Here is a 15,794-nt window from a genome sequence, read left to right on the forward strand (position 1 = left end):
TTGGAGGATAGAAACGAAGGCGTAGAGGCGTTTGGAGCGGCCGGGGGGTCAAATAAGACTGGAAGCCATGGACTCGATCGTCAGCAGCGGAGCCACGTTGGTGGTGGTGATCCGCGTGCGGGCCTTGTTGATGGCGTCCATGCGGGCAAGGGTCACTTCGGCGGTGGAACGCGAAGCGAAGTCTTCGAGTTCGCTTCGAAGTTCAAGGTTCACGAGTTCCACRGCGTTCCCCATCTGGATGATCAGGACATCCCGGTAAAAGGACAGCAGGTCCGTCAACGTGCGGTCAAGGGAATCGGTGACGGATCGCTTGGCACGGCGCTTCTGGTCGTCCTCGAGTTGTTTGACCTGGCTCCGCATGGCAGGCGGCAACGTACCGCTTTCAGGCGCCCCGAGGGTGGCCAGCAACCCGGCTTTCTCGGCGGCGTCGCGCTCGTCATTGGAGCTGTTTGCTTCCTCGGTGGCGATCTTGACCAGCTTCTCTGCCATCATGACCGCCGCGGTCACGCCGCGGAGGGACAGCGGGAACCGCACTGTTTCAAGGCGGCGCTCGCGGGCCTCCGGGTCCCGGGCCAGGCGGCGGGCGATTCCGACGTGGCTTTGCGCCGCGCGGGCGGCACGCTCGGCAACCGCCGGATCCACGCCGTCGCGCTTGACCAGCAAGGCGGCGACGGCGGCGGCGGGCGGAAGCCGCAAGGCCACTGCCCGGCAGCGGGAGCGGATAGTCACGAGGACGTCGGCGGGGGAGGGCGCGCAGAGCATCCAGACGGTGCGGGGTGTGGGTTCCTCGATGGCCTTGAGCAGCACGTTGGTGGTCCGCTCGGCCATCCGGTCGGCATCTTCCACGACGATGATCCGCCACCGGCCCGACGACGGACGGTTCCCGGCGGTGGCCACGAGCTCGCGCGCCTCGTCGATGGTGATGGTGACCTTCTCCGTGCGCACGAACGCGACGTCGGAATGGGTTTCGCCGAGGATGGTCAGGCAGGCCGGGCATTGGCCGCAGCCGCGCAGGCTGACGTCCTCCTGGTCACAGTTCAGGGCCGCCGCGAAGGCCTTCGCGGCGTTGGACCGGCCGGAGCCGGGCGGGCCGGTAAAAAGCCACGCGTGCGTCAGGCCCTCGCCCTGGGCCGCCTGGCGCAGCTGGGCCACGACGGCGTCCTGGCCCTGGAGGTCGTCCCAGACGGTCATGCCGGGCTGCTTTGGGACACGGCCAGCAAGGATTCGACGCGCTCGAGGATCCGGGCGGCGAGTTCGACGACGGGCAGGCGGGCAGGCAGCACCAGATAGGCCTCGGGCCGGGCCGCGGCCAGGTCGAGGAAAGCCGCCCGGATCGTGGCATGRAATTCGTCGGCCTCGGACTCGAGKCGGTCCTCGGCGGCCTCGCCGGCGGTGCGCCGCTCCCGGCCGACGGCGGGGTCGACGTCGAGAAGCACCGTCAGGTCGGGCCGCAGGTCCGAGGTCGCCCACGCGTTGATGTCCCGGACCGCGTCCGTCCCGAGGCCGCGGCCGGCGCCCTGGTACGCCACCGAGGAGTCGATGTACCGGTCGGTCAGGACAATCTCGCCGCGGTCCAGGGCCGGYCGGATGACCTGGGTCGCGTGCGCGGCCCGGGACGCCGCGAAAATGAGGGCCTCGGTGTGGGCGTCGATGGGGCCATGGCCGTGGTCCAGCACAAGGGAACGCAGCTTCTCGCCGATCGGGGTGCCGCCCGGTTCCCGGGTCCGCAGCACCGTGAAGCCGCTTGATTCCAGGGCCTTGGCGAGTGCAGCCGCCTGCGTGGACTTGCCGGCACCGTCKCCGCCCTCGAACGCAATGAACAGTCCGGGCAACTGGCTCGGCAACTGGCTGGGCAACTGTTGGCGGGACGCTCCGGGGCTCTGGGTAGTCACCGTCCTAGACTACCGACAATCACCGACACTGCAGTCGGCCTCGGGTCTTCGKCGTAACGGCTTGGGTGCCCTGCGGGGCCCCCACGTACCCTGTCTCCATGAGTCTTTCTGAAGAGCAGGCAGCCGCGCTTTCCCCGGATTCCCTGGTTGTCGCGGCAGGGCGCCCGCCGCGCACCCGCGACGAACCGGTCAACCCGCCGCTGGTGCTGTCCTCGACCTACTTCGGCACGGGACCCCTCGGCGACGGCGACCGCGGCTACGGCCGCTATTCGAACCCCACCTGGGACCCGTTCGAAGAGGCGCTGGGCCAGCTGGAAGGCGCGGACCTGCCGGGCCTGCTTTACGCCTCGGGACTCGCCGCCGTCAGCTCGGCCCTGTCCCTGGTGCCCGCCCACGGCGTGCTCGTCATGCCGTCCCACAGCTACGCCGGATCGGTCACCATGGCCACCGAACTGGCGGCCAAGGGGTTCCTGGAGCTGCGGACGGTGGACATCGCGGACACCGACGCGGTGGTGGCTGCGCTTGCCCCGGCCGGCGGGCGCGCCGCCAGCATGCTGTGGCTGGAGAGCCCCACCAACCCCATGCTCGGCGTCGCGGACATGCGGGCCCTGACAGCGGCGGCGCATGAGGCCGGCGCGATCGTCGTCACGGACAACACCTTTTCCACACCCCTGGTGCAGCAGCCCCTCAGCCTGGGCTCCGACGTTGTGCTGCACTCGGTAACCAAATACCTCTCCGGCCACTCCGACGTCGTGCTCGGCGCTCTGGTGACCTCCGACGCCGGTCTCCGCGCCGCGCTGCTGCACCACCGCACCATCCACGGCGGGATTGCCGGGCCGTTCGAGGCGTGGCTGGCGCTGCGCGGGCTCCGCACCCTGGCGCTGCGGATTGAGCGTTCCCAGGCCTCCGCCCAGGTTCTGGCCGAACGGCTCGACGGTCACCCGCGGGTTGCCGGCATCCGTTTCCCCGGCCTCGCCTCGGACCCCGGCCACGTCCGTGCCAAGGAACAGATGAACGGGTTCGGTTCCATCCTGTGCATTGAGGTCGGGCCCGCGGACGGGCTCAGCGGTGCGGAGGCGGCGGACCGGATGATCCGCGCTCTGCGCCTCTGGCTGCCCGCGACGTCCCTTGGCGGGGTAGAATCCCTGATCGAACGCCGGCGCCGGCATGCGGCCGAGCCGGAGAGCGTGCCGGACAACCTGGTGCGGATGAGCGTCGGCATTGAGAACGTGGAAGACCTTTGGGCCGATTTGGAGCAGGCATTGGACACGCTGGACGGCTAGGCTGGGGGAGTGGACGGACGCATACTCATTTACTTTGTCGAATCCGGGATTTACCTGGTCCTGGCTGTCGTGGCCTTTGCCCTGGAGGCGTGGGCGTTTTTCGATTGCCTCCGGCACAAAGCCAACGCGTTCGAGGCCGTCTCGAAACGGACCAAGACCTTCTGGCTGGCGCTGACCGGCGGCGCGTTCGCCGTGGGCCTGTTCTCCCTGCTCTCGCAGCTGGGCAGCGGTGGCGGGGCCAGTTCGCTCGGCATCTTCGGCCTTGCAGCCGTAACCGCCGCGTCCGTGTACCTTGCCGATGTCCGCCCCGCCATCAAGGACGCCGGCCGCGGCCGCAACATGGGCCCCTACGGCCCCTGGTGAGGCTTATCTACGTTGCCTAGGCGTCTGGCGCCACGGCGTCCCAGCTGACCGTCACTTCGCCCAACCGCCAGCGGGAAGGGCCGTCCTGAATGGGCCAGCCGGCGTCGAGCAGCGCACGGCACATAGCTGAGAAGCGCTGCCGGCTTCCGAACGACGCCAACGGCGCCGCATCCAGCCAGGCCTTGTCCATCGCCTGCAGGTAGCCGTGAATCTTCTCGCCGGGCACATTGCGGTGGATCAGCGCCTTCGGTAGGCGTTCGGCAACGTCGGAGGGCAACGCGAAGGCACCGAACCGCATAGACACGCTCAGGCTTAGTGGCCGTTCGCCGTCGAGCGCCACCCAGGTGGCGCGACGCCCGATTTCATCGCAGGTGCCGTCGATGAACAGCCCGCCCGGGGCGAGGCGGTCCTGCACCAGCCGCCAGATCCCAGCCACGTCTGCTTCCTCATACTGCCGCAGCACGTTGAAGGCCCGGACCAGCATGGGGTTCCCGCGCACGGGCAGCTCGAAGCCGCCCAATTGGAACATCAGGCCGGGCCGTTCAAGGGCCTGGGCCTGCCGGACACGCTCCGGTTCGATTTCGATGCCCACCACCTGGACGTCGCTGCGGACCCCGGAGAGGCGTTCAAAGAGTTCGACGGCGGTGGCCGGCGAGGCGCCGTAGCCGAGGTCGACGGCGAGGGGGTGGGCCGCGGCGCGCAACCGCCAGGCCTGCGGCCCGGTCAGCCAGCGGTCCACGCGGCGCATCCGGTTGGGGTTCGTGGTTCCACGGGTCACGTTTCCCACGGGCCTGCCGCCACGTATGCCGCTTCTCGTCCCGCCCTGGTTTCGGGGGGCCAGCACCCGTTCAGCCTTCTGCACCACCGCCCAAGCTTATCGTCCACCGCACGCCTACCCTCCAACGCGGGGTCACTTCCGGCTCATGGGGCCGCCGGATGGGCGCGGGGTGACCCGGCGTTGCAGTTGGTTGTGGTGCGGCGCATGTGGTGTAACGCACGGCACCGSCGCCGACTGCTCGGCTAGGATAAAAACCATGACTTACAAGCTGATTCTGCTGCGCCACGGCCACAGCGACTGGAATGCCAAGAACCTGTTCACCGGCTGGGTGGACGTTGACCTTAACGACCAGGGCCGTGCCGAGGCGGTGCGCGGCGGCGAGCTTCTCGTGGAGAACAACATCCTCCCCGACATCCTCTACACCTCGCGGTTGAAGCGGGCCATCAACACGGCGAACCTGGCACTGGACACGGCCGACCGCGGCTGGATCGACGTCAAGCGCGACTGGCGGCTCAACGAGCGCCACTACGGCGCCCTGCAGGGCAAAGACAAGGCCCAGACCCTGGCCGAATTCGGCGAGGAGCAGTTCATGCTGTGGCGCCGGTCCTATGACACCCCGCCGCCGCCCCTGGCCGACGACTCCGAGTTCTCCCAGGTGGGGGACCCGCGCTACGCGGACCTCGGCGACGCCGTCCCGCGCACCGAGTGCCTCAAGGATGTCCTGATCCGGCTCATGCCGTACTGGGAATCGGACATCAAGGAAGACCTCCGCGCCGGGAAGACCGTCCTGGTCACGGCCCACGGCAACTCGCTCCGGGCACTGGTCAAGCACCTTGACGGCATCAGCGACGAGGACATCGCCAGCCTGAACATCCCCACCGGCATCCCGCTGGTCTACGAACTGGATGAGGACTTCAAGCCGTTGACCCCGGGCGGGACGTACCTGGACCCCGAGGCCGCCGCCGAGTCCATCAAGGCAGTGGCCAACCAAGGCAAGAAGTAAGCGGTTCCCCCACCGCAGCACTAACTAAAGAACAAACGACGGCGTCCGGCCACCCCCAAGGTGACCGGACGCCGTCGTTGTTTCAGTACTTCTGGGTCAGAACCACAAATCCGTCGGACGGCCTGTGTCAGATGTGTTCGATCGTGCTCGGCTGCCACGCACCGGTGACCAGGTACGTGACCTTCTGGGCAACGGAGACGCCGTGGTCCGCGAAGCGCTCGAAGTAGCGGCTGGCCAGGGCAACGTCCACGGTGGTGGCCGCCGATTCCTGCCAGTCGCTGCGCGCGATCGCCTTGAAGACGCTCAGGTGAAGGTCGTTGACGGTGCCGTTGGCCTTCATGATGTCGCGGGCCACGCCGAGGTCTCGGGTTGCCAGCAGCTCGGTGAGCTTCTGGGCGATCAGCAGGTCCTGTTCTGCGAAGCTCTTGAAGGTCTCCTGCAGTTGGCCCGGGACCACAGACGCCGGGTAGCGCAGCCGCGCCAGCTGGGCCAGGTGCCGGGCGAGGTCGCCCATGCGCTCCAGCGAAGCGCTCATCCGGAGCGAACCGACCAGCATGCGCAGGTCGCTCGCTACCGGTCCCTGGAGGGCAAGGATGTCAATGGCGCGCTCGTCAAGGCTGTTCTGCAGGAAGTCGATGCGGGCATCGGCGGCAATCACGTCCTCGGCGAGGTCGATATCGGCGCCCTCGAAAGCTGTCGTGGCCTTGCCGATGGCCTCAGTGACCAGCGCTGAGATCTCGACGAGCTGTTCCCTTACCTGGGCGAGCTCCTCCTGAAAAACCTTACGCACGTGTGCGTCCTTTCCTCGGAAATATTGCCTGCGATTCAATGGCGGGCCTATTTCGGTTCACCTACCGGCGCTCCAACGCTCAACTCTGTCAGTGTCCGGTGAACTGTTACGCCCCAATAGGTGAACGTTAGCTGAACCGGCGCCCGATTCGCAGGAGATTTCAGTTTCGGTCACGTGGCAGAGCATAAGCTGGAGCCGTGGATCCAATGCTCATCGGCGTCATCGCCGGCCTGATCGGCCTCTCGTTTGGCATGTTCGGCGTACTCGCGTTCCGGGTCAGTGAGCAGCAGCGGCAGATCGTCGACGTCGACGTCGAGGACCCCTCGCTGCCAGAAGGAGCGGCGGAGGTGCTAGCCGTCCTCGGCCGCGCGTTCGTGGTGGTCGACGCGATCGACGGCGTGGTCCGCGCCAGCCCTGCCGCCTATGCCTACGGCCTGGTCCGCGGGCACACCGTGGTGCACCAGCCGCTGCTGGAAATGACCGCCAAGGTGCGCCGGGACGGTGTTGTCCTTGAAAAGCAGCTGGAACTGCCGAGGGGCCCGCTGGGCCAGGGAACGATCGTGGTCCAGGTCCGGGCAGCTGTCATCACGGAGGACTACATCCTCCTGCTGGCCGATGACCGCACGGAATTCACCCGCACCGAGGAAGTCCGCAACGACTTCGTCGCCAACGTCTCCCACGAACTGAAGACACCGGTCGGGGCGATCTCCCTCCTGGCAGAGGCCCTCGAATCGTCCGCTGACGATCCCGACGCGGTCAAGCGGTTCGCCAAGCGCATGCACAAGGAATCGACCCGGCTCGCGGCCCTGGTCCAGGACATCATCGAACTCTCCCGGCTGCAGGGGGCCAACGTCGCGCAGCAGGGCCGCCCGGTGGACATCAACACAGTGGTCAACGAGGCCGTGGACCGCTCCCAGCTGCCGGCCGAGAGCAAGAACATCCAGCTGGTGGTGGGCGGGCACGCCGACGCCATGGTCTACGGCGACCAGGACCTCCTGGTCACCGCCCTACGCAACCTGATCGACAACGCCATCCGCTACTCGCCGGAGAACACCAAGGTGGGTGTGGGCATCCGGGCCAAGGACGGCCTCGTGGCGGTCTCTGTGACGGACCAGGGCGATGGACTTAGCGCCGAGGACCAGGAGCGTGTCTTCGAGCGCTTCTACAGGGTGGATGCTGCCCGCTCGCGGCAGACCGGAGGCACGGGGCTTGGCCTGAGCATCGTCAAGCACGTCATTTCCAACCACGGCGGCGAGGTGACCCTGTGGTCCCAGCTCGGCCAAGGCTCCACGTTCACCATTCGACTTCCCGAGATGGAAGGGCAGGACGACGGCGACGCCACCGAGGCGGGCAAAGCCGCTGCCCACGCTTCCACCCGGGACCCCAAACCACAACGACGTGACGCCGCGGGCGTCCATGAGCAAGGAGCTAGCGCTTGAGCAGAATTCTTATTGTCGAGGACGAGGAGTCCTTCAGCGACCCCCTGTCCTACCTGTTGGGTAAAGAGGGGTTCGAGGTGGAGGTTGTGGACAACGGACTGGACGCCATCACCGAATTCGACCGGAACGGCGCCGATCTCGTGCTCCTGGATCTGCAACTTCCCGGCCAGTCGGGCACGGAGGTCTGCCGCCAGCTCAGGCAGCGCTCAGGGGTGCCCGTGATCATGCTGACGGCCAAGGACTCGGAAATCGACAAGGTGGTGGGGCTGGAACTGGGCGCGGACGACTACGTCACCAAGCCGTACTCCTCGCGGGAGCTTGTGGCCCGGGTCCGGGCTGTCCTGCGCCGCCAGAGTGAGCCGGAGGAGCTCGTCTCCAGCACGGTGCAGGCCGGTCCTGTCCGGATGGACATCGAACGCCACGTGGTGAGCGTCGGTGGCGAGCAGATCGCCTTGCCGCTCAAAGAGTTCGAGCTGCTGGAAATGCTGCTGCGGAACTCCGGTCGGGTCCTGACCCGAGGCCAGCTGATCGACAGGGTCTGGGGCTCCGACTACGTGGGGGACACCAAGACCCTCGACGTCCACGTCAAGCGGCTGCGCAGCAAGATTGAGCCCGATGCCTCCGCGCCGCGGTACCTGATTACCGTCCGCGGCCTGGGCTATAAGTTCGAACCCTAAATCCAGGGCACATGCAAAAGGAGGGGCACCCGCGGGTGCCCCTCCTTTTGCATGTGCTGTGGCAGCAGCCGCGGAGGCTAGTGGCCGGCGGTGCTGCTCGGCGTCGGCGTCGACGTGGCCGTTTCGCTCGAGGTGGCCGTGCTGCCGGTGGTGGGCTCCGGCGTCGGCAGGTACTGCTTGTAGTCCACGATCGTGCCGTCCAGGACCGGAACCTTGAACGTGGCGTTCTTGTTGGTGCCGTCTTCGGAGATGCTGAGCTCGGTCACGGATCCGGGCTTGGCGCCGGCGGTGCTCAGGATCGCCGCGTCGGTGGAGTCGTTGAGCATGGTGTAGGAGTTCTGCTTGACCGGAACCTGGGTCTGCGATCCGGCCGCACCCTTGATGGTCAGCACGACGTCCTTGGAGGAGGAGTTGTACACGGCGCCGATCACGCGGGCCGGCTTGTCCTCGGCGTCGGCGACGATGATGAAGTTGCGCAGCTTCAGCGGGCCGAGGTCGGTCCGGGTTCCATCGGATGCCGAGTACTGCTCCGAGGTCTGCTGGGGGTTGATGTAGCCGCAGCCGGTCACGGACAGCAGGCCAATGCCAAGTGCAGCCGTAGCCATTGCCAGCTTGCCGCGCTGGCCCCGGTTCATCGCAGTGAAACGCACGTCACGCACTCCTTGAGAGTCTTGGAACATTATTCAGCCCATAGCCTATCCGCAATCGGCCTCAAACAAGGACTCGGCCGCTACACATAGACGCGGGGACGCGCACGCGTTGGCGCACGGACGCACGAGCCCCCGCCGGGCGGGGGTGCGCTTGCCGGGGACCGGAAACCTCTTGGCAGTTAGGGCCGCAGGCACTATTATCCGCATTCGTCAAGGGGTTTGAGGGGGTGGATTGAGGCCATTTTCCCCGGATTCATGCGGTTCCCGGCACCTTTGGATGCCAGTTGTATGCCTTAATCGTGATAAACTGGTCTGCGGGAAAGGGGAATGTCCACATGGTTTTTGAGGTCGGCGAGACAGTAGTTTACCCTCACCACGGTGCAGCCAAAATTGAAGAAATCAAGATGCGCACTGTCAAGGGCGAAGAGAAGATGTATCTCAAGCTCAAGGTGGCTCAGGGTGATCTGACCATTGAAGTTCCAGCAGAAAACGTAGACCTCGTTGGGGTTCGGGACGTAGTGGGCAAGGAAGGCTTGGAGCACGTGTTCGACGTGCTGCGGGCCGAGTTCACTGAAGAACCCACCAACTGGTCGCGTCGATACAAGGCAAACCTGGAAAAGCTTGCATCCGGTGACGTCATCAAGGTAGCAGAGGTCGTCCGCGACCTCTGGCGCCGCGATCACGACCGGGGTCTCTCCGCGGGAGAGAAGCGCATGCTGGCCAAGGCCCGCCAGATCCTGATTTCGGAACTGGCACTGGCTGAGAAGACTGATGAAGAGAAGGCTGCAAGCGTTCTCGACGAGGTCCTGGCTTCCTAACACAGGGCCGGCCCCAGCAGGCCGGCGCAGAATAAGAATCGAACCCCGGTGGCCTCAGGCCGCCGGGGCTTCTTCTTGCCCTCTTTCAGCCGCCACCCGATTGCGTTTTCACTTGTGGCCCTTTGAGTGCCCCGAAACCAGCACAACTGATAGCGCAACGGGATGCTCCGAGGCGCGGGGACGTAGTCTTGTGCGCATGGATACTGCACCGACGAATTCGTCCCCGGCCGGTCCGGTGACTGCTGTCATTGTTGTGGCCGCCGGCTCCGGCCAGCGCCTGGGCTACGGCGTGGCCAAAGCAAAAGTGCCGCTGGGCGGGGACACCATCCTCATGCACGCCCTGCGCGGCGTGGCGGCCGCCGGGATCGCACAGCAGATCTGCATTGCGATTCCCCCGGGAGACGCCGATCTGCAGGGGCTGTGCGCGGCCTTCACCCGGGAGCTTGCGGACGGCCTCGCCCGCACCGCGGAGTCCCCCTACGGCGTGCAGACTCCGGTCGTGACCGTCGTCGACGGCGGTGCCAGCCGTGCCGATTCGGTCCGCGCCGCGATGGCCGCGCTCCTGCCTGATACTGAGGCAGTCCTGGTCCACGATGCCGCCCGTGCCCTTGCCCCGGAGGCCGTTTTCCACCGGGTGGCTGCGGCGCTCGGCGCCGGTGCCTCCGCCGTGATTCCCGTGATCCCGGTAGTGGACACGGTCAAGACCGTCGAACCGACCACCGGCGACGGCGTCGCGGTGGCCCCCGAGTTGGTCACCGGGACGGCACCGCGTGAGGGGCTCCGTGCCGTGCAGACACCCCAGGGATTCACCTTCGCCATCCTCAAACGAGCCCACGAGGCCGCTGCGGAGTTCGACGCTGCCCAGGCTGCGCTCGTCACGGACGACGCGATGCTCGTGGAGCTGCTCGGCGTCCCCGTCCACGCCGTGCGCGGCGCCAGCCAGTCCCTGAAGATCACCACGCCCCTGGACCTGATCCTGGCCGAAGGCCTCCTCGAAGGACCCTTGGGCGCGCGCTGGGTGGAGGGATGAGCATGAGCACCAACGCGCCGCTGATCCCCAGGACCGGGATCGGAATCGATGTTCATGCATACGCGGCCGAAGGCGAGAAGCAGCCGCTGTGGCTCGGCGGCCTCTTCTGGGAAGGGGAACGGGGACTGTCCGGCCACTCCGACGGCGACCCGGTGGCGCATGCCGCGGCCGACGCGCTGTTCTCGGCCTGCGGGATCGGGGATCTCGGCACCCACTTCGGCACGGACCGGCCCGAATACGCCGGGGCGTCCGGCGTCACCCTCCTGGCCGAGGCCGCCCGGATTGTGCGCGCCCACGGATTTGAAATCGGAAACATTGCCGTGCAGTTCGTGGCCAACCGACCCAAATTCGGTCCGCGGCGGGAGGAATCCCAGCGGGTCCTCAGCGATGCTGCTGCGGCGCCGGTCAGCGTCACGGCCACCACGAGCGACGGACTCGGGTTCACCGGCCGCGGCGAGGGGATCTCGGCGGTGGCAACGGCGCTCGTCTACCCGGCCGGCTAACCGCCGGTTGAACTCTGCCCGCTCCGGTCACCTAGGCTGGAGGGGCAAGACCCCCACCATGACATCCCGTTCCGAACAGCCAGGAGACCCGCCGTGAAGAAGCTGCTGACCGCCGTCGTACTCGTGGCAGGGACCATGCTGAGCGGATGCGCCGGCTCGACGACGACGCCCCAGACAACCAGCGCCACGCCAAAGTTGAGCGTCGACGAAAGCTGCAAGTTCCTCAACGGCGATACCTTCGCGCCCTCCGGGAGCGCGAAGGAGCAGGCCGCGCAGATCGGCCAGCACTACCAGGAAGTTGCGGACAAAGTGGCGCCGGAAGTTGGCGCCCCCATCCAGCAGATGGCCGAGATCATGAAGCAGGTCGCGGCCAGCTCCACCGGGACCAAGACGGACGAACAGACGGCCCAGCTCACGGAGCAGATCAACAAGATCGGACAGTACTGCAAGTAGCGTCCCGGATCGATGATCCGGGGCCCCGCTCCCGGCGTGACGGCTGCCCGCTAAGCCGCCGGTCGGGCCCCGGAGCGCCATCGGCTAATCTGGAGCGGTGACCCTGCGCTTTTACGACACTGCATCCGCCGAAGTCCGCGACTTCGTCCCCCTCGTACCTGGCMAAGTGAGCCTGTACTACTGCGGAGCCACCGTGCAGGGGATGCCGCACGTCGGCCACATCAGGTCGGCCATCGCGTTCGACCAGCTCACCCGCTGGCTGCAGTACCGGGGCTTCCGCGTGACGGCGGTCCGCAACGTCACCGACATCGACGACAAGATCCTCGCCAAGTCCGCCGCGTCCTTCGGCCCCGATTTTGAGGACGAGCCCGGAGCCCAGCGCAACGAGGAATGGTGGGCCCTGGCCTACCGGTACGAGCAGGAATTCCTCAAGGCCTACGACACCCTGGGCGTCTCCCGCCCCACCTATGAGCCCCGCGCCACCGGCCACATCCCGGAAATGCACGCCCTCATCCAGCAGCTGATCGACCGCGGCCACGCCTACCCGGCCCTGGACGACTCCGGCGACGTCTACTTCGACGTGCGCTCGTGGTCCAAGTACGGCTCGCTGACGCGCCAGCGGCTCGACGACATGCAGGGCGCCCCGGACGCGGACCCGCGCGGCAAGAAGGACCCCCGCGACTTCGCGCTGTGGAAGGGCTACAAGGAGGGGGAGCCGACGACGGCGAGCTGGGACTCGCCGTGGGGCCCCGGCCGGCCGGGCTGGCACCTCGAATGCTCCGCGATGGTCACCAAGTACCTCGGCACCGAGTTCGACATCCACGGCGGCGGCCTGGACTTGCGCTTCCCGCACCACGAAAACGAAATGGCGCAGTCCCAGGCGGCAGGCCACGGGTTCGCCAACTTCTGGATGCACAACGGCATGGTCACGTACGCCGGCGAGAAGATGTCCAAGTCCATCGGCAACACCGTCAGCCCGGCGGAAATGCTCGAAATCGCCCCGCCGCGGGTTGTCCGGTACTACCTCGGTCAGGCGCAGTACCGCTCGGTCCTGGACTACCAGCCGACGTCCCTGCCGGAGGCGGCAGCCGCCGTCGAACGGATCGACGGGTTCCTCAGCCGCGCCGCCCGGGTCCTCCCGGACGCAGCACCGGATTCGTTGGAGGCTACCGTCCCGGAGGCTTTCGCCGCGGCGATGGACGATGACCTGAACGTCCCGCAGGCACTGGCATCCCTGCACGAGACGGTCCGGGCCGGCAACACGGCCCTCACGGACGGGGACCTCGACGCCGCCGGGCAGGCCCTCGCCAGCGTCAACTCCATGCTCGATGTGCTCGGCCTCAACGCCACTGCGACGCCCGCGGCCGACGAACAGGCCAACACCGCCCTCGGGGTCCTGGTCGAAGCACAGCTGGAGGCGCGGGCCCATGCCAGGGCCGCGAAGGACTGGGCGGCGTCCGACGCCATCCGGGACACCCTGGCCGCAGCCGGCGTCGTCGTCGAGGACGGTCCGGACGGGGCGAGCTGGAGCCTCAAGCGCGGCTGAACCTCGTTGCCGGCGGCCGTTGAAGTGGGCCGCCATCGTTCCTTCCGGTCGAGGATTTAACTCGAGTCAGTAGACTGGAGGTCAGACTTATCAACGAATCGCGTATTTAAAGGGTGAAACTCATGGCCAACAACGGTCGCCGCTCGGTCAAATTGAAGAAGGGCCCCTCCGTCGGAACCGGCGGTCACGGCCGTAAGGCACTTGAGGGCAAGGGCCCCACGCCGAAGGCGGAGGACCGCCCCTACCACAAGGCGTTCAAGAACAAGCAGCTCTCTGAGCGCTCCGAGGCCAAGCGCGCCAGCGGAAGCCGCACCACCAGCGCGGCGGCCCGCACCGGCCGCTCCGGTCCCAAGGGCCGCGCCACCGAAGAGGTCGTCACCGGCCGCAACTCGGTGGTCGAAGCTCTGCGCGCCGGCATCCCGGCCAAGGCACTGCACGTCGCTGTCCGCATCGAAATGGACGACCGCGTCAAGGAGTCCCTGAAGCTCGCTGCCGAACGCGGCATCCCGCTGATGGAAACCGGCAAGCCCGAGCTTGACCGCATGACCGACGACGCCATCCACCAGGGCCTCGTGCTGCAGATCCCGCCGTACGAATACCAGGACGCGTACGAACTCGCAGAGGAGACCCTCGAGGCCTGGAAGAAGGGCCACGTCGCCAACGCCCCGCTCTTCGTTGCCCTCGATGGCATCACCGACCCCCGCAACCTCGGCGCGATCATCCGCTCCGTCTCGGCCTTCAGCGGCCACGGCGTCGTGGTCCCCGAGCGTCGCTCCGTGGGCGTCACCGCCTCGGCCTGGAAGACCAGCGCCGGCGCTGCCGTCCGCGTCCCGGTCGCCCGCGCGGCCAACCTGAACAACACGCTCAAGGCGTTCAAGAACATGGGGATCTTCGTCCTGGGGCTCGACGGCGACGGCGACGTCTCGCTGCCCGATCTCGCCCTGGCCACCGAACCCGTGTGCCTCGTCGTAGGTTCCGAGGGCAAGGGCCTGAGCCGCCTGGTCCGCGAAAACTGCGACCAGATCGTCTCCATCCCGATTGACTCCGCCATGGAATCCCTGAACGCCTCCATGGCCGTAGGCATCTCCCTGTACGAAATCTCCCGCCAGCGCTCGGCAAAGTAGTCCCCTTCTTCGGGCCGGGTTGCGCCGGCACCGAAGTTTTGCCGTCGCCAGAGTCGTGGTTGAGTTTCGCCTGAACCAGAGTTTTGCCGTCGCTTAGACACCTCCCGACGCTCCGCTCGGCCGCGGCCGGCCTCACTGCGCTCTGGTCGGCGATGCGCTCCTTAGCAAAACTCCGGTTCCGGCGATGAGGCACTGTCACCTTTCGCGCAGTTCGGAAACGCTTCCTCTCACGTTGTGTGGGGGAGCGTTTCCGTTTAACGCGAAAACGGCTAACAGCAACGCGGGGTCAGATCGAACTCATGCGAGTCGTACGACGGGCGCGATCGGCCCCCCGCTGCTGTTGGCAAGGCACGCCTTTTGTCTTTTGTGTCGTTTCTTCTGAAGCAGCCCAGCGGGGCCCCAATATCGAGCGGGCGCTGGGGTCCTGCAAAGGAGCGCATCGCCGACCAGAGCCGGATGAGGCCGCCCGCGGCCGAAGTAGGCGGCGGGAGGTGTCTAAGCGACGGCAGGGCGCCGGTGTCCGCGGAAGGTGACCAGAAAAATGGTGACCACCGTCAGAAACACTGTCTGAGGAACAGACTGCTTAGAACCGGTGGCGGTTGGCCAGGACCGGGAGCTTGGTTCGGGCTTCCTTGACTGTTGCGGTGTCCACGTCGGCGAACAGCAGGCCCGGAGCGCCGTCGAGCTCTTCGATGATGTCGCCCATGGGGGAGACCACCACGGAGTGGCCCACGCCGGTGGGGGCGGAACCCTTGGCCGGGTGACCCACGCTGGCGGGGTCGCCCTGGCCGCAGGCGAGGACCAGGGTGGTGGAGTCCAGGGCGCGGGCGCGGGCCAGGAGCTTCCACTGTTCGGCCTTCCCGGGTCCCGATCCCCAGGAGGCGCACACTATGTTGACGTCGGCGCCGCGGTCGGCGTTTTCGGTGAAAAGGTCCGGGAAGCGGACGTCGTAGCAGGTGGCGAGGCCGAACGTCACGCCGTCGAGCTCGAAGGTGACCGGGGACGTGCCGGCGTCGACCGTGTCCGACTCGGCGAAACCGAAGGCGTCGAACAGGTGGATCTTGTCGTAGCTGGCCTCGACTCCCCGGCCTGTGGCCAGCAGGGTATTGCGCACCTTGGCGCCGTCGCCGGCTGTTCCCGGTGTGAACATCCCCGCGACGATCGTGATGCCGAGTTCCGAGGCGAGGGCGCGCACCCGGGAAGCCCACGGACCGTCCAGCGGCTCGGCGATATCCAGCAGCGAATTGCCGAAGGCCCGCATGGTGGCCTCCGGGAATACCACCAGGTCCGCGCCGCCGGACTTGGCCTGGCGGGCATAGTCCTCCAAGAGGGCGAGATTCGCAGCCAGATCGCGGCCAGTAATGATTTGGGCTAGTGCTACGCGCACATTTACCTCCATGTCGGCGCTTCATTACAGTATGCAGTGCGGTGGTCCGTACACTGCA

Annotated in this window: 17 protein-coding genes; 11 read left to right on the forward strand and 6 right to left on the reverse strand. The window is 67.0% G+C overall.

All coding sequences use genetic code 11. The features are described 5' to 3' along the window. Positions 1-48: 48 nt before the first annotated feature. Both AC1DEY_RS07405 and tmk read right to left on the reverse strand, forming a co-directional pair. Complete coding sequence (locus tag AC1DEY_RS07405) at positions 49-1,191, reverse strand: DNA polymerase III subunit delta' (protein WP_476867391.1); 1,143 nt, start codon at positions 1,189-1,191, stop codon at positions 49-51. Beyond that, positions 1,188-1,844: a dTMP kinase gene (tmk, locus tag AC1DEY_RS07410; RefSeq protein ID WP_476867407.1), complete on the reverse strand. Its 657-nt coding sequence runs from the start codon at positions 1,842-1,844 to the stop codon at positions 1,188-1,190. Before tmk ends, AC1DEY_RS07405 begins: the two co-directional genes overlap by 4 nt. A 146-nt stretch (positions 1,845-1,990) precedes the next feature. Here tmk and AC1DEY_RS07415 point away from each other — a divergent pair, with 146 nt between their 5' ends. Continuing rightward, the gene (locus AC1DEY_RS07415; protein ID WP_476867392.1) at positions 1,991-3,175 is read left to right on the forward strand and encodes a trans-sulfuration enzyme family protein; all 1,185 of its coding nucleotides are present in this window, start codon (positions 1,991-1,993) and stop codon (positions 3,173-3,175) included. A 9-nt stretch (positions 3,176-3,184) separates the two neighbouring features. Then, positions 3,185-3,538 carry a DUF2516 family protein gene (locus tag AC1DEY_RS07420; protein WP_441411072.1) on the forward strand — a complete coding sequence of 118 codons (354 nt, stop codon included), beginning with the start codon at positions 3,185-3,187 and terminating at the stop codon, positions 3,536-3,538. A gap of 16 nt (positions 3,539-3,554) precedes the next feature. On the opposite strand, the gene AC1DEY_RS07425 is transcribed toward AC1DEY_RS07420, so the two are convergent. After that, positions 3,555-4,403, reverse strand: coding sequence for a class I SAM-dependent methyltransferase (locus tag AC1DEY_RS07425; protein WP_476867393.1), 849 nt, complete (start codon positions 4,401-4,403; stop codon positions 3,555-3,557). A 169-nt stretch (positions 4,404-4,572) separates the two neighbouring features. Between AC1DEY_RS07425 and AC1DEY_RS07430 the strand changes: the two genes are divergently transcribed. Then, positions 4,573-5,319, forward strand: a complete 747-nt coding sequence (locus AC1DEY_RS07430) for a phosphoglyceromutase (protein ID WP_441411074.1) — start codon at positions 4,573-4,575, stop codon at positions 5,317-5,319. Between the two features lie 127 nt (positions 5,320-5,446). Here the strand turns inward: AC1DEY_RS07430 and phoU are convergent, their stop codons facing one another. After that, positions 5,447-6,109, reverse strand: a complete 663-nt coding sequence (phoU, locus tag AC1DEY_RS07435; protein ID WP_476867394.1) for a phosphate signaling complex protein PhoU — start codon at positions 6,107-6,109, stop codon at positions 5,447-5,449. Positions 6,110-6,315: 206 nt separating this feature from the next. Here phoU and AC1DEY_RS07440 point away from each other — a divergent pair, with 206 nt between their 5' ends. Both AC1DEY_RS07440 and AC1DEY_RS07445 read left to right on the forward strand, forming a co-directional pair. After that, entirely contained in the window at positions 6,316-7,548 is a 1,233-nt protein-coding gene (locus tag AC1DEY_RS07440) for a sensor histidine kinase (protein ID WP_476867408.1), read from the forward strand. After that, a complete protein-coding gene (locus tag AC1DEY_RS07445; RefSeq protein ID WP_090583992.1) occupies positions 7,545-8,225 on the forward strand; it encodes a response regulator transcription factor in 681 nt (226 codons plus the stop codon). Before AC1DEY_RS07440 ends, AC1DEY_RS07445 begins: the two co-directional genes overlap by 4 nt. A gap of 77 nt (positions 8,226-8,302) precedes the next feature. Here AC1DEY_RS07445 and AC1DEY_RS07450 read toward each other — a convergent pair whose 3' ends face one another. Next, positions 8,303-8,860 carry a hypothetical protein gene (locus AC1DEY_RS07450; protein WP_476867409.1) on the reverse strand — a complete coding sequence of 186 codons (558 nt, stop codon included), beginning with the start codon at positions 8,858-8,860 and terminating at the stop codon, positions 8,303-8,305. A gap of 350 nt (positions 8,861-9,210) precedes the next feature. On the opposite strand from AC1DEY_RS07450, the gene AC1DEY_RS07455 reads away from it, so the two are divergent. The 6 genes from AC1DEY_RS07455 (at position 9,211) to rlmB (ending at position 14,349) form a co-directional block, all read left to right on the forward strand. Further along, positions 9,211-9,693 carry a CarD family transcriptional regulator gene (locus AC1DEY_RS07455; protein ID WP_026266570.1) on the forward strand — a complete coding sequence of 161 codons (483 nt, stop codon included), beginning with the start codon at positions 9,211-9,213 and terminating at the stop codon, positions 9,691-9,693. 196 nt (positions 9,694-9,889) lie between these two features. Further along, positions 9,890-10,723, forward strand: coding sequence for a 2-C-methyl-D-erythritol 4-phosphate cytidylyltransferase (gene ispD, locus AC1DEY_RS07460; protein ID WP_476867395.1), 834 nt, complete (start codon positions 9,890-9,892; stop codon positions 10,721-10,723). Next, entirely contained in the window at positions 10,720-11,226 is a 507-nt protein-coding gene (ispF, locus tag AC1DEY_RS07465) for a 2-C-methyl-D-erythritol 2,4-cyclodiphosphate synthase (protein WP_476867396.1), read from the forward strand. The genes ispD and ispF overlap by 4 nt, the downstream gene beginning before the upstream one ends. Before the next feature lie 93 nt (positions 11,227-11,319). Then, complete coding sequence (locus AC1DEY_RS07470) at positions 11,320-11,679, forward strand: hypothetical protein (RefSeq protein ID WP_476867397.1); 360 nt, start codon at positions 11,320-11,322, stop codon at positions 11,677-11,679. Between the two features lie 97 nt (positions 11,680-11,776). Next, positions 11,777-13,225, forward strand: coding sequence for a cysteine--tRNA ligase (cysS, locus tag AC1DEY_RS07475; protein WP_476867398.1), 1,449 nt, complete (start codon positions 11,777-11,779; stop codon positions 13,223-13,225). Between the two features lie 122 nt (positions 13,226-13,347). Beyond that, entirely contained in the window at positions 13,348-14,349 is a 1,002-nt protein-coding gene (rlmB, locus tag AC1DEY_RS07480; protein WP_476867399.1) for a 23S rRNA (guanosine(2251)-2'-O)-methyltransferase RlmB, read from the forward strand. Positions 14,350-14,932: 583 nt separating this feature from the next. On the opposite strand, the gene AC1DEY_RS07485 is transcribed toward rlmB, so the two are convergent. Beyond that, on the reverse strand, positions 14,933-15,736 hold the full coding sequence (locus tag AC1DEY_RS07485) for a carbon-nitrogen hydrolase family protein (protein WP_476867400.1): 804 nt from the start codon (positions 15,734-15,736) through the stop codon (positions 14,933-14,935). Positions 15,737-15,794: the final 58 nt, after the last annotated feature.

Source organism: Arthrobacter sp. 05T47 (assembly GCF_056395825.1).